The organism is Acetobacter sp. (assembly GCF_047723915.1).
Taxonomy (GTDB): Bacteria; Pseudomonadota; Alphaproteobacteria; order Acetobacterales; family Acetobacteraceae; genus Acetobacter.
Window position 1 is genome coordinate 26,864 of the sequence record NZ_JBDOBQ010000014.1, and the last position, 17,033, is coordinate 43,896.

A 17,033-nucleotide genomic window follows, 5' to 3' on the forward strand; every position below is an offset into this window, starting at 1 on the left:
CGGTCAGAACCCGAACGCCACGCGGCGCGTATTGCTGCTTTCAAGGTTGCGGTAACGCGCCAGCGCCATAAGCGGGAAAAACTGCTTGTAGCCATGGTAGCGCAGGTAGAACACCTTGGGAAAACCTACGGCGTTGTATGGGTCTTCGTGCCATTCGCCGTTGTCGTCCTGCTGGTCGGCCAGCCATGCCATGGCGCGTGTCACGGACGGGTCATCGCGTCGGCCTGCGGCCATCAGCGCCAATGCGCCCCATGCCGTCTGTGAAGGCAGGCTTTCCTTGTAGGTACCGTGTGCGCCGCCTTCGTAGGATTCGCAGCCTTCGCCCCAGCCGCCATCGGGCCGCTGGACCGAACGCAGCCATTCCACCGCGCGGACAACGGCCGGATCGTCGTGGGAGATCCCTGCGGCGTTGAACGCGCACAGCACGGACCATGTGCCATAAACATAGTTGGTGCCCCAGCGGCCGAACCATGAGCCGTCGGCCTCCTGATCCTTGCGCAGGTATTCGATACCGCGCTGGATCACGGGCTCATCCGCCGGGTTGCCAAGCTGGGCCAGGAAGGAAATGCACCGTGCGGTCACGTCAGCGGTGGGCGGGTCCAGCAGCGCACCATGGTCGGCAAAGGGAATGTGGTTGAGGATATCCTTGTTGTTGTCGATATCGAACGCACCCCAGCCGCCATTGCTACTCTGCATGCCCACGATCCAGACACGGGCGCGCTCTATGGCTTCGGCATTGGCGGGGTCGCCCTCGCGGTGGAGCAGCATGCCCACCACGGCGGTATCGTCCACATCGGGGTAATGGTCGTTGCCGTACTGGAACGCCCAGCCGCCGGGTGCAAGGTCGGGGTTGCGCACGGCCCAGTCGCCCTTGACGTCCAGAATCTGCTTGCTGCGCAGCCAGGCGCTGGTTTTTTTCAGGGCGGCCAGCGTTGCCTCGGGGGCAATACCGTTCGGGCCGGAGGCGGCCTCGATCATGGCGTGGCCCGACAGGCCCGTATCCCAGATGGGGGAGACGCAGGGCTGGCAATAGGCTTCGTCATCCTTGGAGACGACAAGCTTCTGCACTGCTTCCCACGCGGTGGCGGCGCGCGGGTCGGTGTCGGGCACGCCCAGCGTGCGATACATCATGACCGTATTGGCCATGGCGGGGTAAATGGCCCCGATGCCGTCCGTGCCGTTCAGGCGCGGTTCAATGAAATCGATCGCCGCCTTGATGGCTTTCTTGTGCGTTTTGGCGGGAACAAGCGGCAGCAGCGGGCGCATGGCCATGTCCAGCCCTTTGAACACATAGCCCCAGGCCGAACGGTACGGGCCGCGAATCCAGTCCTTGACCTTTTCGGGCGGGGTCAGGAACAGCTCGCGCACATGGATGCGGCGCGGGTTGACGGCAACGGGCCGCAGGGCCGCCAGCACCAGCAGGGGGGCTATTACCGTGCGTGACCAGTAGGACATGTTCCAGACGGAAAAGAACGCCGAAGGCGGCAGCAGCATGATCTCGACCGGCATGACCGGGGTTGCGCGCCATGGCACATCCCCGAACAGGGCAAGCTGGAAGCGCGTGAACACGTTGCTCCGCTCCGCCCCGCCATGATCCAGAATGGCCTCGCGCGCGCGCTTCATGTGCGGGGCGTTAATGTCCTCCCCCACGGCCTTGAGCGCGAAATACGCCTTGACCGAGGCGGAAATATTGAACTCCCCGTCATGGTAAAGCGGCCAGCCCCCGTGGTCCCTGCTCTGGATACGGCGCAGATACACCGCCATTTTCTGTTCCAGTTCGTCATCGATCCGGTCCAGGAAGTGTTCGAGCAGGATATACTCGGCCGGAATGGTCGCGTCGGCTTCAAGCTCGTATACCCAGTGCCCGTCATCCTGCTGGGCGTTGCCAAGGGCTGTATGGGCGGCGGTAACCACGCGGTCCAGTTCAGCCCCGGACAGTTGGATATCGGAAAGAGCGCTGCCGTCGGCGGCCATGTCAGGTGTTCCTTTATGCTTGGCTGGCGTGGTGGGCGTGGCCCGCGACCACGCATCAGGAATGGGCGTCAGGTCGGGTGTCAGTCAGGTGTCTTCAGGCCGAGGGCATGCACGGCCCTGACCCCCGATCGCATTGCACCTTCAAGGGTAGCGGGCAAACCGGTATTGGTCCAGTCTCCGGCCAGAGCGAGGTTGACCAGTGCGGTGGCGGGGCCGGGGCGCAGCCGGTTCTGCTCCGGCGTTGCGGCAAAGGTCGCGCGTTTTTCCCAGACGATCCGCTGGGCTGCCGGGGCTTCGGGCAGCGGGTGGGTCAGGGTTGCGTCACACGTGCGGCGCACGTCATGCCATATGGCGCGGGCCAGGTCTTCGGGGTCGCGTTTGGCAAGGTGGTTGGCGGCGCTGACCGTGACGGACAGGATATTGCCGCGCAGGAACACCCATTCCGCAATGCCGCCGATCACCCCGATAAACCCGCATCGTGCGAAAGAGCCGACCGGAACCGGTGCATCGTCCAGGCGGAAATGCAGGTTGAGAATGCTCTCGAATGCCGTGGGGGTACTCAGCCCCGCCAGCCTGTCGGCCAGCAGGTCGCGCGCCACAGGGGCAGGGGCCGCCATGATGACGCGGTCATGGCCACCCAGGGCAATGACGCCATCCGCCGTATTCAGCGCGGTTACGCGGTTGCCCGATACGTCCAGTCCGGTCACACGGCTCTGGGTTCTGACTTCTGCCGTCATGGCGCGCAGATGGGCCACCGCCGGATCGACCAGGGATTCGGACAATCCGTCGCGCGCGAACCAGGGTATGCACGCATCGCCCCCAAGGGAGAGGGATTCGCGGATGACAGCCCCCAGCAGGGCAGCGCTGCCGCTGTCGCAGTCGGTGTTCAGCGCCGAGATGGAAAACGGGGCCAGCAGGCGGCGCGAAAAGGCCCCCGGTGCAAGGCATTGCGCAACGGTGGTCGCGCCTTTTGCCTGCATGAGGGTGTACAGGCTGCGCAGTTCGGGCAGCCGCATGTCCGGCACGCGGCGGTGGGGCTGGAACACCCACCACGGTGCGCGCCCGCGTGAGAGGTCAAGCGTCCAGCGGTTGTCTTCCGCCAGGTCCACAAACGGAAAAAGCGGAGCCCTGGGGCCGGTCAGCGTGTCCAGAGCGCCTGTCAGGCCCAGATAGCGGAAGACCGTCCTGTTGGCGGACAGCAGAAGGTGGTTGCCATTGTCGATCCGGCAGCCAAGCTGGCGGTCGTCGTAGGAGCGGGCGCGCCCGCCGCAGGCCCGACCCGCCTCATGGACGATGACATGCGTGCCCGACCCCGCGACCTCCACCGCCGCGCAAAGCCCGGCCATGCCGCCGCCGATGATATGTAATGTACCTGCCACAGGCCCGACCTTCCGGCTTATGGAATATAGGAGCAGGCAAGACCCTTGACCTTGCCCAGCAGGGTGGAGCGCGGGCGGTCACGCAGGACGGCAGGCGCCCAGCCCCGCTTGCACAGCTTGAGCAGGACCGCCCTGTAGCCCGCCCCCATGATGCGGGCCGGCATGATGGTGCGCCCCCGGCACGCTTTCATGATGGTGAAGGCGGTGCGGAAATGGTCTTCCGCGCGCGTGGCCAGAACACGGCACACGCCTTCAAGCCCCGGCGCGTCCATGGCCTTGATCGGGTCGTGCGGCACATTAAAGCGGGTCAGCAGTTCGGCGGGCAGGTACAGCCGGCCGCGTGCGGCATCCTCGGGAATGTCGCGCAGGATGTTGGTCAGTTGCAGGGCGCGGCCCAGATGGTAGGCGATGTCATCGCCGTTCTGCGAGCTTTCGCCGAATATCCGCACCGACAGCCTGCCCACGGCGGACGCCACGCGGTCGCAGTACTGGTCGAGGGTTTTTTCATCCGGCGCGACAATGACGGTCTGCGTATCCATGATCATGCCATCGATCACGGCGGCAAAGTCTTCCTGCCGGAGGGCGAAAAAATGTACGGCGGCCAGCAGCACGCGGTCCAGCGGTTCATGCAGGGGGGCGGATTGTTGGCCGTACAGGACGGCAATACGCTTGTGCCAGTCTTCCAGGGCCTGTGTGCGTTCGGCCAGCGGGGCGTGGCCGTCGGCGATGTCGTCCACCACGCGGCAGAAGGCATAGATGGCGTACATGCCGTAGCGGCGCATGGGGGGCAGGATGCGCATGCCCGCCGCAAAAGACGTGCCCGCCTGCTTAACGGTGCTTTCCACCCATGCAAGATCGGCAGGATCGCACCCCAGGGGGGTGGGCTCGTCATGCGTTTGGATGCTGTCAGATGTCACGCGCGTTTACCTGTTTCGTTCAGTCACAAGGGTATCGGTCACAAGAGTGCAAGGTCCTACAGGGCCCTGAACCGGCTTCTTTTTACAGAAGTTTCATCGTTCGGGAAGGTCAGCGCCATGTACGCAGGGCCGCAAAGGCCGCATGCATGGCGTCTGTCCGGCGCAGGGCCACCCGGCCGGCCAGCGGGTCTTCGCGTCGCAGCCGTAGGGTCAGGCGTTCGGCAAGGGTGACAATGGCCGCGCATTCCATACGAAAGCGGCGGTCATGGATATGGGCGGGCAGGGCGGCGGCGTGCCTGTTCAGCGCGTCCACGCCATCGAGCATGGTGTTGAACACCCTGCGCATGGCGGGGGAAAGACGACCGGCCCGCAGGTCGTCCTGTGTGGTGCCAGCAAGGCGCATCAGCCCTGCGGGAACATAGCACCGATGCAGTTCCGCCAGATCGCCGGCACAGTCCTGCAGGTGGTTGAGAATCTGCAGCGAGGTGCACAGCGCGTCGGACGGGCCGAAGGCCGAAGGGCTTTCCCCGTGCAGGCAGATCAGGTAGCGGCCGACCGGGTTGGCGGAATAGCGGCAGTAATGCAGCAGGTCTTCCCAGGTTTCGTAAGTTCGCCCGCGTGAATCGTCGCGAAAGGCGATGAGCAGGTCGGTTGCGGTGTCGAACGGCACACCCGTTTGCAGCAGGGAGGCCCGCAGGCGTGAGGCGCTGAGCGCGTCGGCCCGGTCTATGGGGTCGCGCTGCCCGTGCAGGACCTCCTCCATCGCGTCCAGGCGGGCGATTTTGTCGGCCGGGGCCAGGGTCGTGCTGTCCGCGATGTCATCAATGACGCGGGCATAGGCATAATAGGCATGCACATGCGGCCGCAACTGCTTGCTGATCAGCACGGAGCCGACGGGAAAATTCTCGTCGGACTTGCCCTTGCCGGAGGAGACGTCGGCTATGCCCCATACGCTTGTGTCTTCAGTCATACCCTGGCTCAATATATACGCACCTCAACGGCAGTCAGTGGTTTACACGACGCCGCCGTGGCTGCCTACCCTTCGTGCCGGGCAGCAGGGCCTTGCCGCTGTCACCCCCCTGCCGGTTCCGGGCCCGCCCGTGCGGCGGTGGACTGTCAGGGGCTGGCGCTCATGCGCTTTCGCGCGTCTGGCTGTCCGGCGCGGGGGCTGTGCCGGTGGGTTCGGACGGATTTGTGCGGCCGTCATGCGGGATGGCCTGCGTATAGGCCCGGTTTTTCCAGACCACCCCGCGGCCCCGATGGTGGTTGACGGCCGAACCGATGGTGGCAGCCGTATAGAACACCGCAATCAGCGGCAGGGCCACGGCCCACAGGGGCGAGAGCCGGAAACGCCGCAATGTGGGCACGAACGAGCCGATGGAGACAAGCCAGGTCGCAGCCCCGATCCACCGGGCGGGACCGTGGGCGAACAGCGCCAGCATGGCCGGGGCAAGCCAGACCAGCACCATGCCCAGCACGGTCAAAACCAGCAGGATGGGTGAAAACCGTAGCTGCACATAGGCTGTGCGTGCGATCATGCGCCAGATATCGGCAGGGCCAGGATAGGGGCGGATGGATCTGGCCAGGCAGGAATGCCCCAGATACAGCAGACCGCCAGCCTGCTTGACGCAGGCCGCAAGGGTGCAGTCATCGATCAGCGCCCCTTTGAGAGCCGGAATCCCGCCTATCCTGTGCAGCATGTCGCGGCGCAGCAGGATCGTGCCGCCCGCGGCACCTGCCGTGCGGCTTTTGGGGTTGTTGACCCGGGCAAACGGGTACAGCAGCGTGAAAAAGAAGACAAAGGCCGGCACCAGCGCGCGTTCCGCCAAGCTTTCGCATTGCAGTTCCACCATTTCGGAAACCATGTGCAGCCGGTCGGCCTGCGCCTTGGCCACCAGGGTTGCGACATGCTCCGGGGCATGAATGATGTCGGCATCCGTCAGCAGGATATAGCCGCTGCCGTCGGGGTTCTGCCGTTCCGCTTCCGCCACCCCCTGCGAGACCGCCCAGAGCTTGCCGCTCCAGCCCGGTTCGGGGTTGGCGCCGTCCAGTACGCTCAGGCGGCCATGGGGGTCGGGCAGGGCGCGGGCCAGCCCCGCCGTGTCGTCCGTGCTGCGATCATTGACCAGAATGACCGAAAGCCTGCCGGGATAGGCCTGTGCGAGCAGCGATGCCAGCGCCGTCCCGATCGACTCGGCTTCGTCGCGGGCAGGCACGACAATGGTGACATCGGGCGCGATTTCGGCCGGTCGCGGGCCCGTGCTACCGGCCAGGCTGTCCTGGATCTGGGGGGCAGGGCGCAGAATCGGCCCCGCCTGCCAGAACCTGCCATGGCAGAAAATCAGACCTGTCCAGATCAGGGCGCACAGAACGGCCAGAGCCATCATGACGGTCTTGTCCCCTGTTACTTCAGCATGCCGCTGGTTCGGAACCAGGTAATGGCGTCTTCCACCGCCCGGTCCGCGGAGCGCGGGGCATAGCCCAGATCCCGCGTGGCCTTGTCCGAGGAAAAGAACATTTTCTTGCGCGACATCGCGAGCATTTCACGCGTGACGCGCGGAGAGAACCCAAAGCTGCGTGACAGCCATTCCGATGCGACGGCCACAGGCCAGATCACCTCCTGCGGCAGGCTGATTTTGGGCGGGGGCACATGCGCTATTTCGGACACCATGGCAAACAGGTCGCGCAGGAGAAAGTTCTGCCCGCCCAGAATGTATTTTTCCCCAATCGTCCCGCGCTCAAGCGCCAGGGCGTGTCCCTCGGCCACGTCATCCACATGCACGATGTTCACGCCGGTATCCACGTAGGCGGGCATGCGGCCGGCCGCGCAGTCCAGGATCATCTGGCCGGTGGGGGTGGGCTTGATGTCGCGCGGCCCGACCGGCGTGGACGGGTTGACGATCACGGCGGGCAGGCCGCACTCACGCACCAGCCGCAGGACTTCCTGTTCCGCGCGGTATTTGGACCGTTTGTAAATGCCGATAACGGCGTGTTCCTCGATGGGCGTGGCTTCGTCGGCGGTGGTGCCATCGCCGATCAGCCCCAGTGCCGCAACGGACGAACAGTAGACGATCCGCTCCACCCCGGCGTTGCGGGCGGCCAGCATCAGCAGGCGCGTGCCTTCGACATTGGCGGTCATCATGGGGGCAGGGTCGGGCACCCAGAGCCGGTAATCCGCCGCGACATGAAAGACATAGCGGCAGCCTTCCACCGCACGGGCGAAGGTGTCCGGCCGGGACAGGTCGCCCTCGACCAGTTCGGCGGGAATATCGGCAATATTGCTTCGGTCGCTGCCCTCACGCACCATAAGCCGGAGTGAATGGCCCCGTTCGAGCAGAGTGCGGGCTACGGCGGAACCGACAAAACCTGTGGCGCCGGTCACAAGCGTATGACCTGTCATAATGGCGGGCTCTCCCGGAAAAAGGCTGAAGGGAAAGGAAAGGGGCATGCCCCCAAGCAACGTGGTCTGCTTCTTTATCCTGCCCCCCGAGGTGGCGCCAGACCCTGTGGTGGTGTAAGGGGGCGGTTCATTCACACGCGCGCCCCATGGGCCCTCTGTCGTGCCAGGTGCGGCAGGGCTATCCGGCGTGCGGGCAGACAGAGCGTGGGTTTTGAAGAAATTTACGGTTTTTCTCACCTTTTTGGGGCTTGTCGCCATCACTGCGGCCATGGCCTGGAGCGGGTTCGATTCCGTTCTGCGGGCTGTCATGCGCGTAGGGATGATCGGCTTTCTCGTTGTGGTATGCGCCCAGCTTGCCGTGAACGGCGTGCTGGCCCTTGCATGGCGGGCCGCATTCCCTGAAATCGGGTACCTGCGCCTGCTTGGCGCGCGCATGATCAGGGATGCCGCGGCCACATGTCTGCCTTTCTCCCAGGTCGGGGGTATGGTGGCGGGGATCAGGGCCACGTGTTCGGGCCACGGGCTGGATATGGGCGACCGGCGCGAGGTGGGCCTGCCTGAGGCAACCTGCGCCAACCTGGTGGACATCACCACCGAGGTCATGGGGCAGGTGGGGTTTGTCCTGCTGGGTGTGGTCTGCCTTGTGGCGCATACCCGTTCCAGCCCGCTGGTGGTGCCCGTTGTCTGCGGCGTGGGTTTTCTGGTGGTGGGCGTTGCCGGGTTTATCTGGACCCAGCGGCGCGGTGGCTCGCTTTTCCGCCGGTTCGGCGGCGCGATCACCCGGAATATCGCAGGCCAGTGGCAGGACAGCCTGCAACAGGGTGCCGATAACATGCAGGACCTGCTGGAAACCGCATGGAGCCGGCCATGGAATATCGTGCGTTCGGCTCTGTACCATCTGCTGGCATGGCTGGGCAGCGCAGGCCTGCTGTGGCTGACGGCGTGGTTCCTGGGCGCGCGGCTGACAGTGCCCGATGCCGTGGCGGTGGAAGGTGTGACCTGTGCGATCATGTCGGTCGGCTTTCTGGTGCCGGGCAGCCTGGGTGTGCAGGAAGGCGCTTACATGGCGCTGGGGCATGCTTTCGGTATCGAGCCCTCTGTAGCACTCGGGCTGTCGCTGCTGCGGCGCGGGCGCGAGATCATGATCGGCATTCCTGTTCTGCTGCTGTGGCAACTGACCGAAATGCGCGGTCTGCGCCAGCGTGACTCGCAGGCCCGTACCTTGGCTGGCGGCGCAGCGGCCCTGGGGGACAGCGTCAAACCGCGCGATGCGCAGGGGGCCACCGCCCCGCTGGTGAAGGATGGGCAGGTTGGTTGACAATTCCCCCCACGCCGGTCAGGCATCCACGCCCGGCCAGCCTGCGTTTTTCCGCTCGGTACCGACGCAGGCTGTGGCTTCCCCTGCGTTAGATGCCGCTGGCGTGTCCCGATCTGTGGGGGAGGGATCGGCCATGGCCTGCCCGGCCGGGGCGCCGGTGTTCGGCACGCTTGTCGTTGTAGGGCCGGGGCTGATCGGCTCATCCGTGCTGCGCCGCGCCCGAGCGCGGGGGGATCTGGCGCACAGGCTGATTGCCGTGGACAGCAGCGAACAGGTCTGTGCGCGCGTGCGCGAACTTGGACTGGCCGACGACGCCACGACCGATGCGGTGGCCGCAGTGGCGCAGGCCGACTGTGTCATGCTGTGCGTGCCGGTGGGGGCCATGGGGGCTGTGGCCGCGACCGTCGTGCCCGCCATGAAAAGTGGTGCGGTGCTGACGGATGTCGGCTCCACCAAGGTATCCGTGATCGAGGCCATAACCCCCAGCCTGCGGGCCGATATTGCCTATGTGCCGGCGCATCCCATGGCAGGCACCGAGTTCTCAGGCCCCGATGCGGGGCTTGTCGACCTGTTCGAGGACCGGTGGTGCCTGCTGACACCGCTTGAATGCACGACCCGGCAAAGCCTGAGAGACATCCGCACCCTGTGGGAACGCTGTGGCGCGCGCCTGCGGGAAATGACCCCCTCCCACCATGACCGTGTCTGCGCCATTGTCAGCCATCTGCCGCATCTGCTTGCCTTCACCATCTGTGGCACGGCCGATAATCTGGCGGGGGAGACCCGGTCCGAGGTGCTGGATTTCGCGGCATCCGGTTTCCGTGACTTTACCCGTATCGCCGCGTCCGACCCGATCATGTGGCGCGATATTTTTCTCGCCAACAAGGTCGCACTGCTGGAAATGCTGGGCCGCTTCATGGAAGACGCCAAAGCCATGGGGCAGGCGATCGAGAACGGCGATACGGCCTATATCGTCAGCCGCATCGAGCAGGGCCGGGCCATTCGCAAAAGCCTGAAGGAAAACAGACAGGCCTGACCGCCGCATGGCCGGCCATGCTCCATGAGTCTGGCGGCCAGTTGTGCACAGGCCAGAGGTAACCGGCCCATGTCAGGTTTTCAGGCATGGCGTCAGGCAGGCTGGGTCAGGTCGGCTGACCGAATGCCTTGATCTTGAGCTGGTCCAGCCGTTTATGGTTCGGGTCCAGCATGGGGTTCAGGCTCATGGCTTTCTGCCAGGCCTTGAGTGCGGCGGCGCCGTCGTTACGCCGTTCCTCGACCGTGCTCAGCAGGGACCAGCTCTGGGCATCCAGCGGATCGCGCGCCAGAGCCTGCCCCAGATCGCTGATCGCGCCGTACAGATTACCCGCCACAAAGCGCATTTGCGCTCGTCCGCGCCACAGCACGGCCTGATCGGGCTGGAGGGCCAGCGCATCTCCCAGGTCTTCCACCGCATCGTCAGGCTTCTGGGCTGCCAGGTCGCTTGCGGCGCGGTGCATCAGCAGACGCGTGGTGGGTGACAGGTGGAGAGTGCGCAGGGTTTCCAGCTTATCCTCGATCGCATGCGCGTCCTGCACGGTTTTGGCGTGGGCAAGCTGGTCCGCGAGGGTGGCAAGCAGGGCGGCCTGTGCGGACGGGCGGGAGGCAGGGGGAGAGGCAGGCGCGGGCGTGGTCCCGGCCCCCGGTGCCGGGGTGGCGGGGGATGCAGCCGTGCCGGGTCCATAGGGTGTCCACGCGCCGAGTGGCGTCCGGGGGAGGGACGGTGTCGCGGGCGGGTTCCGCGGGGCGGTCTCCTGCGCATGGGCAGGGGTATGGAGTGTGGTGGCCCCGGTCAGGATTGCCAGCAGCGGCACAAACAAAAACCCGTTTCCCCGACAGGCGGGAAAACGGGTCATGTACATGGCAGGCATGCGAAGCCAGCCATAAAGGGCTGGTTCGGCCACAGGCTTAGCCCTGGCGAGCCTTCATGCGGGGGTTCTTTTTGTTGATGACGTAAACCCGGCCACGACGACGAACCACACGGCAGTCCTTATCGCGTACCTTGGCTGACTTCAGGCTGTTTCTGATCTTCATGGCCCGTATTCTCCGCCGGAACTGGTTACTCTTTAAACAAGTTGGTTCGGCACATACCGGCCCGGCGGTGGTGAGTCAATATTTCCGCGCCGTCGGGAGCGTTTTTCTTGCCCGAAACCGGGTGTGGAGGCGCCGTGTTGTCCCCCATGGCGTCCCCCATGGCGTGCGGTCCCTGATCCGGATCGCGACTCCTTCAGCCCTGCGCAGGACTGTCATGGCGGGTGCGCTCGGTCGGGCCGGGTGCCGGGGCCAGGGTGGCCAGCGTGCTTGTCAGGGTCTGGAAATCCGGCGTACGGGGCGAGCGCGGGCGCCATGCCAGGCCAATGGTGCGCCATGCCGGTCCCCCGGTCAGCGGGCGGGCCACGATCTGTCGCCCTTCCAGAACGCCGGCATCGATCGCCAGGGCGGGCATGATCGCAATGCCCAGGCCAAGCTCCACCATTTCCGCCATGCTGTGCAGCGACATGGCGGTAAAGGTCGTGTCGCTTTCCCCTTCCGAGCCATTGCGGTTGGGCCCCTGTCGGCAGATGGACAGGGTCTGTTCGCGCAGGCAGTGGCCGTCCTCCATCATGACCAGGCTCTGTTCCGACAACCGCTCGACCGGTACGGTCTTCATGGCCGCGAAAGGGTGGTTCTGCGGCATGATGACACGGAACGGGTCCTGCCAGAGCGGGCGGGTTTCCGTGCCGTCGCACAGGCAGGGCATGGCCAGAATGAGCATGTCCAACTGCCCGAGTGCCAGCTTTTCAAGCAGGTGTTCGGTCGTGTCCTCGGTAATGGACAGCAGCAGGTGCGGGAAATGCTCGCGCAGGGTCACGACGGCCTGCGGAATGAAAAACGGACCGATGGTTGGAATAATGCCGAGTCGCATCGGGCCGGTCAGGGGGGCGCGGGCGGCGGCGGCCATCTGGGGCACGGCTTCGAGCGCGGCAAGCGCCTGCCGGGCCTTGAGCGCTATTTCGTGCCCCAGCGGGGTGAACACCACTTTCTTGCCCACGGCGCGGTCGAGCAGTGTTGCGTCAAGCTGGCGTTCCAGCGCCATGATCCCGGCGGAAAGGGTGGACTGCGTTACGGCGCAGGCCGCCGCCGCCCGCCCGAAATGGCGCAGTTCCGAAAGGGCGATCAGGTAGCGCAGTTGTTGGGCGGAAGGGAGCGGCAGCATGGTGGAGTTCCTGATCGAGCGGCAGGACCGCAGGATGACGTGTTCAATCGATGGTCTCAATGATTCTTATATAAAATATTCATTGGCTTAAATGAAAAAGCTGCGCCATACATAATCCCGCAGCCGCCACTGCCGGGTTATCCCAACCGGGCGCTGGCGGCACAAAGCCTGTAATGCAAGGAGCAAGATAATGCTGACTGTTGGCGATAAATTCCCAAGTTTCGACCTGACCGCCGTACCCGGTGGCCCCGAAGGCCTCAAGGGCGAGTTCGTCCAGATTTCCGACGCGACGGATGCCGGCAAGTGGAAGATCGTGTTCTTCTGGCCGAAAGACTTCACTTTCGTCTGCCCCACGGAAATCGTGGCGTTCGGCAAGCTGAGCAAGGAATTCGCCGATCGTGACGCCGTTGTTTACGGCGTGTCGATCGACAGCGAGTTCGTGCATCTGAACTGGCGCCTCCACCATGACGACCTGAAGGATCTGTCGATCCCGATGCTGGCCGACATCAAGCGCGAGCTGACCGAAGGCACGGGCGTGATGGCCAAGGACGCGGGCGTTGCCCTGCGCGCCACCTTCGTGGTCGACCCCCAGGGCGTGATCCGTCACGTTTCTGTCAACGACCTGTCCGTTGGCCGTAACCCGCAGGAAATCCTGCGTATCCTCGACGGTCTGCAGAGCGACGAGCTGTGCCCGTGCAACTGGAAAAAGGGCGACGACTTCCTGAAAGTCTGAGCCGGGTTTTCCACTCCGGTCCAGTTTGGGCCGGGGCATGGCACGGGGTGGTTCTTCCATTCCGTGCCGTGGCCTCTCCCGCCTGTCAGGCGGTCTGTCCGGACCCAGAGGTGTTACCTGATGGCGGGTCTCCCTGTGGACCTGCTGTCCGGACCTGTTCCGTGGGCCGCCTGACAGGCGGGATCTGGTTTGCCGCCCCGCACCATGCTGCCAAGCCGCTCTATCTTGCCGTGGTTATGCTCCCTGCCGCCGGGCATCCTGCCCGGACCCGCACATTTCCGGCCCGCAGTCTGACCGTGTTCCGGTCCTGCCGTCCGAACATCACTCCTGATACGGAAGAAAACAATGTCTCTCGATATCCTTAAAGATCGTATTCCCGATTACGCCAAGGACCTGCGTCTCAATCTCGGGACATTGGCCAACGACATCACGCTGACGCCCCAGCAGCTTGCGGGCACGTTCGTGGCCTGTGCCATTGCGTCGCGCAACGATGCCGTTACACGTGAAACCATTGCCCATTTCAAGGATGTCCTGTCCGCCCAGGCCCTCTCGGCTGCCCAGTCGGCGGCCGCTATCATGGGCATGAACAACATCTACTACCGCTTCGTGCATATGGCGGGGGGTGAATATTCCAAGATGCCGGCCCAGTTGCGTATGAGCGTGATCGGGAATCCGGGCGTGGACAAGGTCGATTTCGAACTCTGGTGCCTTGCCGTTTCGGCTATCAACGGGTGCGACCTGTGCGTGACGAGCCATGAGAAAATCGTGCGTGAGGCCCTTGGCAGCGGGGCCGTGCAGACCGCCGCCCGCATTGCGGCTGTCGTTCATGCCGTTGCCGTCACCTTGCAGTCCGCGACCGCGCAGGAAGGCTGAGGTTTCCTGTCGCCCATGTAACAGTGGGGCAGGGGCGGGTGTTGGCCCGCCCTGGGCCGGGATCAGGTCAGGCAGCCCGCTTTTGCGGTTCTGCTTCATCGGGCCGCCATACCTGTGGGCTGGTGGTTCGGTGCATGGCATGCTGGGGGCTCGCGCAAGGCCCGTCCAGGCCGCTGGCCGGCAGGTTACGCTTGCAGACATGACACGCGGGTACAAAAGCACGTGCCGGTCTGGATCACGGTCCTGTCGGAGCGCTGAGTTCAGCAGCAATATATATCGGGGGGAATGATGCCCACGGGCCGGGGTGATGCCGGGCTTTGCCGGGTATCGTTATGCAGCGGTCATCACCCGTAGGGGTGGTGCGCACACTTTCCGGTAAAATCGAATTTTCAGGAAAAGTGGCGCGAGTGACGGGGCTCGAACCCGCGACCTCCGGCGTGACAGGCCGGCGCTCTAACCAACTGAGCTACACCCGCAATCCTGACGCTCACTCTCGTGTGCGTCGGTATGTGCCGCTTTATACTGATGTTTTTTCGTTTGGCAACAGGGGTGGACGAAAAAAATGAGAGATCCGGTTTTTCCCGCCGCGCGGGGCCATGAACCGGTCAGGACCCCAGGCGGGAGCCGGGTCGTATGGGCGCTTGCGGCCCTGCGCCGCCCCCATACGACCCGGTCATGGTGACTTATTTGCCTTTGGCGGCTTCAAGCGCCTTGAGAATGAAGGCACCTGCTTCTTCCTTGGTGCCCCAGCCCGTCACCTTCACCCATTTGCCAGCTTCAAGATCCTTGTAGCGGGTAAAGAAATGCTCGATCGCCTTGACGGTGATCTCGGGCAGGTCGTCCACCGTCTGCACCTTGGTGTATTCGGGGTGCACCTTGTCGTGCGGCACGCAGATGATTTTTTCGTCCTGGCCGGATTCGTCTTCCATCTTCAGCACGCCGATGGGCCGGGCGCGGATCACGCAGCCCGGCACCACGTTGGTGGGGGTCAGCACCAGGGCGTCCGTCGGGTCGCCATCGGCGGCCAGCGTGTTGGGAATAAAGCCATACGCGGTGGGGTACGCCATGGGCGTGAACAGGAAACGGTCCACGACCAGCGCGCCGCTGTCCTTGTCGATTTCATATTTGACCGAAGAACCCTGCGGAATTTCAATAACGACATTGATGTCGGAGGGCACATCCTTGCCGGGGGAGATTTTCGAGACGTCCATGAATGCGGTTCCGTGCATGAGAATTGCAATGCAGCCGACCCTATCGGGCCGCCCGCCACTTGCCAAGAGCGAGAGCAGGAGCCACGTTCAGGCATACGCCCAAAGCGGGCCAAGGCGGATTTTCCTGCTCAAGGCCCTTGCAAAACGGCTCTGGTTGCGTAATCAGGAAACCGCCTGCGCGCCCGTAGCTCAATTGGTTAGAGCGGGCCGCTCATAACGGCTTGGTTGCGGGTTCAAGTCCTGCCGGGCGCAGGCGTTCCTGCCGCATCGCGCGGCGGTCATTTCATGTCCATCTGCATACGGGGCTCATCATCATGGCATCCTACCAATACGTCTATGTGATGAAGGACGTCACCAAGTCCTATCCCGGCGGGCGCGAACTGTTCAAAGGCATTACGCTTTCCTTCCTGCCCGGGGCCAAGATCGGCATCCTGGGTGTGAACGGTGCGGGTAAATCCACCCTGCTCAAGATCATGGCCGGTCTGGACAAGGAATACGGCGGCGAGGCCTGGGCGGCCGAAGGCGTGCGCGTGGGCTATCTGGAGCAGGAACCCAAGCTCGACAACTCCCTGACCGTGGGTGAGAACGTCGCTCTGGGCTTTGGCGAACTGAAGAAGGCGGTTGACCGTTTCAACGAGATTTCCGCCCGCTTCGCCGAGCCGATGGACGATGACGAAATGAATACCCTGCTGGCCGAACAGGCCGAACTGCAGGAAAAGATCGACGCCGGGGACGGCTGGGAACTGGACCGCAAGCTCGAGATCGCACTCGACGCGCTGCGCTGCCCGCCTGCCGACAGCCCCGTGGACAAGCTTTCGGGCGGGGAACGCCGCCGTGTGGCCCTGTGCCGCCTGCTGCTTGAAAAACCCGACCTGCTGCTGCTTGACGAACCGACCAACCATCTCGACGCCGAAAGTGTCGCCTGGCTGGAAAAAACCCTGCATGACTACGACGGCACCGTCATGGTCATTACCCATGATCGTTACTTCCTCGATAACGTGACCAACTGGATTCTCGAGGTCGAGCGTGGGCGCGGGATTCCGTTCGAAGGCAATTATTCCGCCTGGCTGGAACAGAAGCGCAAGCGTCTGGCACAGGAGGAAAAGGAAGAAAGTGCGCGCCAGCGTGCCCTTGCGGCGGAGCAGGAGTGGATTCAGGCCAGCCCTAAGGCCCGTCAGACCAAAAGCAAGGCCCGTATCGCCAAATACGAGGAAATGCTGGCCGCCAGCGCCGACAGGGCAGGTGGCGTGGCCGATATCGTCATTCCGCCCGGCCCGCGCCTTGGCGGCACCGTGATCGAGGCCGATCATCTCACCAAGGGGTTTGGCGACCACCTGCTGATCGACAACCTGAACTTCAAGTTGCCGCCAGGTGGCATTGTGGGGGTGATCGGGCCGAACGGTGCAGGTAAGTCCACGCTGTTCAAAATGATCATTGGCCAGGAAAAGCCCGATTCCGGTGATCTCAAGATCGGGGAGACCGTCAAGCTCGGCTATGTCGACCAGTCGCGGGACGATCTGGACCCCGACAAGACCGTGTGGGAAGAAATTTCCGGCGGCACGGATGTCATCTATCTGGGCAAGCGGGCCGTGCCGTCGCGCGCTTATGTCGGGGCGTTCAATTTCAAGGGCTCCGACCAGCAGAAAAAAGTCGGGCTGCTGTCGGGGGGTGAACGTAACCGCGTGCATCTGGCCAAGATGCTGCGGCAGGAAAGCAACGTGATCCTGCTTGACGAACCGACCAACGACCTGGACGTGGACACGCTCCGCGCGCTTGAGGACGCCCTGGCCGAGTTCGCGGGCTGCGCTGTCGTGATCTCGCATGACCGCTGGTTCCTCGACCGTCTGGCAACGCATATCCTTGCGTTCGAAGGTGATTCCCACGTCGAGTGGTTTGAGGGTAACTTCCAGGCTTATGAGGAAGACAAACGCCGCCGCCTCGGCCCCGATGCCACGGAGCCAGGCCGTATCCACTACAAGCCGCTCGCCCGCTGACACGG

General features: G+C 64.0%; 15 protein-coding genes and 2 tRNA genes. 6 read left to right on the top strand and 11 right to left on the bottom strand.

Annotation, left to right across the window (positions count from 1 at the left end; genetic code table 11):
* Nucleotides 1-3: 3 nt before the first annotated feature.
* The 6 genes from shc to hpnA form a co-directional block, all read right to left on the bottom strand.
* Nucleotides 4-1,974 (bottom strand): squalene--hopene cyclase, encoded by a 1,971-nt coding sequence (shc, locus tag ABF990_RS09110; protein WP_415491867.1) that lies wholly within the window; start codon nt 1,972-1,974, stop codon nt 4-6.
* 80 nt (nt 1,975-2,054) lie between these two features.
* Nucleotides 2,055-3,353, bottom strand: a complete 1,299-nt coding sequence (gene hpnE, locus ABF990_RS09115; protein WP_415491866.1) for a hydroxysqualene dehydroxylase HpnE — start codon at nt 3,351-3,353, stop codon at nt 2,055-2,057.
* Between the two features lie 17 nt (nt 3,354-3,370).
* Nucleotides 3,371-4,270, bottom strand: coding sequence for a presqualene diphosphate synthase HpnD (hpnD, locus tag ABF990_RS09120; protein ID WP_415491865.1), 900 nt, complete (start codon nt 4,268-4,270; stop codon nt 3,371-3,373).
* A gap of 109 nt (nt 4,271-4,379) precedes the next feature.
* Nucleotides 4,380-5,240, bottom strand: coding sequence for a squalene synthase HpnC (gene hpnC, locus ABF990_RS09125; RefSeq protein WP_415491864.1), 861 nt, complete (start codon nt 5,238-5,240; stop codon nt 4,380-4,382).
* Nucleotides 5,241-5,400: 160 nt separating this feature from the next.
* Nucleotides 5,401-6,657: a glycosyltransferase gene (locus tag ABF990_RS09130; RefSeq protein WP_415491863.1), complete on the bottom strand. Its 1,257-nt coding sequence runs from the start codon at nt 6,655-6,657 to the stop codon at nt 5,401-5,403.
* A 17-nt stretch (nt 6,658-6,674) separates the two neighbouring features.
* Nucleotides 6,675-7,670 (bottom strand): hopanoid-associated sugar epimerase, encoded by a 996-nt coding sequence (gene hpnA, locus ABF990_RS09135; protein WP_415491862.1) that lies wholly within the window; start codon nt 7,668-7,670, stop codon nt 6,675-6,677.
* Nucleotides 7,671-7,881: 211 nt separating this feature from the next.
* On the opposite strand from hpnA, the gene ABF990_RS09140 reads away from it, so the two are divergent.
* Nucleotides 7,882-8,988, top strand: coding sequence for a lysylphosphatidylglycerol synthase domain-containing protein (locus ABF990_RS09140; RefSeq protein ID WP_415491861.1), 1,107 nt, complete (start codon nt 7,882-7,884; stop codon nt 8,986-8,988).
* A 133-nt stretch (nt 8,989-9,121) separates the two neighbouring features.
* A complete protein-coding gene (locus ABF990_RS09145) occupies nt 9,122-10,021 on the top strand; it encodes a prephenate dehydrogenase/arogenate dehydrogenase family protein (RefSeq protein ID WP_415491886.1) in 900 nt (299 codons plus the stop codon).
* A gap of 106 nt (nt 10,022-10,127) precedes the next feature.
* Here the strand turns inward: ABF990_RS09145 and ABF990_RS09150 are convergent, their stop codons facing one another.
* The 3 genes from ABF990_RS09150 to ABF990_RS09160 all read right to left on the bottom strand — a co-directional run bounded on the left by ABF990_RS09150 (nt 10,128) and on the right by ABF990_RS09160 (nt 12,217).
* Nucleotides 10,128-10,835: a hypothetical protein gene (locus ABF990_RS09150; protein WP_415506567.1), complete on the bottom strand. Its 708-nt coding sequence runs from the start codon at nt 10,833-10,835 to the stop codon at nt 10,128-10,130.
* Between the two features lie 94 nt (nt 10,836-10,929).
* The gene (ykgO, locus tag ABF990_RS09155; protein ID WP_003625637.1) at nt 10,930-11,055 is read right to left on the bottom strand and encodes a type B 50S ribosomal protein L36; all 126 of its coding nucleotides are present in this window, start codon (nt 11,053-11,055) and stop codon (nt 10,930-10,932) included.
* Between the two features lie 193 nt (nt 11,056-11,248).
* Complete coding sequence (locus tag ABF990_RS09160; RefSeq protein ID WP_415500497.1) at nt 11,249-12,217, bottom strand: hydrogen peroxide-inducible genes activator; 969 nt, start codon at nt 12,215-12,217, stop codon at nt 11,249-11,251.
* Nucleotides 12,218-12,407: 190 nt separating this feature from the next.
* Between ABF990_RS09160 and ABF990_RS09165 the strand changes: the two genes are divergently transcribed.
* The gene (locus tag ABF990_RS09165) at nt 12,408-12,950 is read left to right on the top strand and encodes a peroxiredoxin (RefSeq protein WP_415491682.1); all 543 of its coding nucleotides are present in this window, start codon (nt 12,408-12,410) and stop codon (nt 12,948-12,950) included.
* 345 nt (nt 12,951-13,295) lie between these two features.
* A complete protein-coding gene (locus ABF990_RS09170; protein ID WP_415491683.1) occupies nt 13,296-13,823 on the top strand; it encodes a carboxymuconolactone decarboxylase family protein in 528 nt (175 codons plus the stop codon).
* A gap of 399 nt (nt 13,824-14,222) precedes the next feature.
* On the opposite strand, the gene ABF990_RS09175 is transcribed toward ABF990_RS09170, so the two are convergent.
* A tRNA-Asp gene (locus tag ABF990_RS09175) sits at nt 14,223-14,299 on the bottom strand.
* 207 nt (nt 14,300-14,506) lie between these two features.
* Nucleotides 14,507-15,034 carry an inorganic diphosphatase gene (ppa, locus tag ABF990_RS09180; protein WP_415491684.1) on the bottom strand — a complete coding sequence of 176 codons (528 nt, stop codon included), beginning with the start codon at nt 15,032-15,034 and terminating at the stop codon, nt 14,507-14,509.
* Nucleotides 15,035-15,212: 178 nt separating this feature from the next.
* Between ppa and ABF990_RS09185 the strand changes: the two genes are divergently transcribed.
* Nucleotides 15,213-15,286 (top strand) — tRNA-Ile (locus ABF990_RS09185).
* Between the two features lie 62 nt (nt 15,287-15,348).
* Complete coding sequence (ettA, locus tag ABF990_RS09190; RefSeq protein ID WP_415491685.1) at nt 15,349-17,028, top strand: energy-dependent translational throttle protein EttA; 1,680 nt, start codon at nt 15,349-15,351, stop codon at nt 17,026-17,028.
* The last annotated feature ends 5 nt before the right edge of the window (nt 17,029-17,033 follow it).

What these genes read in the sequence shown, in the direction of transcription:
- ykgO (WP_003625637.1), bottom strand. Translation starts at nt 11,055, where the DNA reads ATGAAGATCAGAAACAGCCTGAAGTCAGCCAAGGTACGCGATAAGGAC.
- ABF990_RS09145 (WP_415491886.1), top strand. Translation starts at nt 9,122, where the DNA reads ATGGCCTGCCCGGCCGGGGCGCCGGTGTTCGGCACGCTTGTCGTTGTA.
- ABF990_RS09165 (WP_415491682.1), top strand. Translation starts at nt 12,408, where the DNA reads ATGCTGACTGTTGGCGATAAATTCCCAAGTTTCGACCTGACCGCCGTA.
- ABF990_RS09170 (WP_415491683.1), top strand. Translation starts at nt 13,296, where the DNA reads ATGTCTCTCGATATCCTTAAAGATCGTATTCCCGATTACGCCAAGGAC.
- shc (WP_415491867.1), bottom strand. Translation starts at nt 1,974, where the DNA reads ATGGCCGCCGACGGCAGCGCTCTTTCCGATATCCAACTGTCCGGGGCT.
- ABF990_RS09130 (WP_415491863.1), bottom strand. Translation starts at nt 6,657, where the DNA reads ATGATGGCTCTGGCCGTTCTGTGCGCCCTGATCTGGACAGGTCTGATT.
- hpnC (WP_415491864.1), bottom strand. Translation starts at nt 5,240, where the DNA reads ATGACTGAAGACACAAGCGTATGGGGCATAGCCGACGTCTCCTCCGGC.
- hpnA (WP_415491862.1), bottom strand. Translation starts at nt 7,670, where the DNA reads ATGACAGGTCATACGCTTGTGACCGGCGCCACAGGTTTTGTCGGTTCC.
- ABF990_RS09160 (WP_415500497.1), bottom strand. Translation starts at nt 12,217, where the DNA reads ATGCTGCCGCTCCCTTCCGCCCAACAACTGCGCTACCTGATCGCCCTT.
- ppa (WP_415491684.1), bottom strand. Translation starts at nt 15,034, where the DNA reads ATGGACGTCTCGAAAATCTCCCCCGGCAAGGATGTGCCCTCCGACATC.
- ettA (WP_415491685.1), top strand. Translation starts at nt 15,349, where the DNA reads ATGGCATCCTACCAATACGTCTATGTGATGAAGGACGTCACCAAGTCC.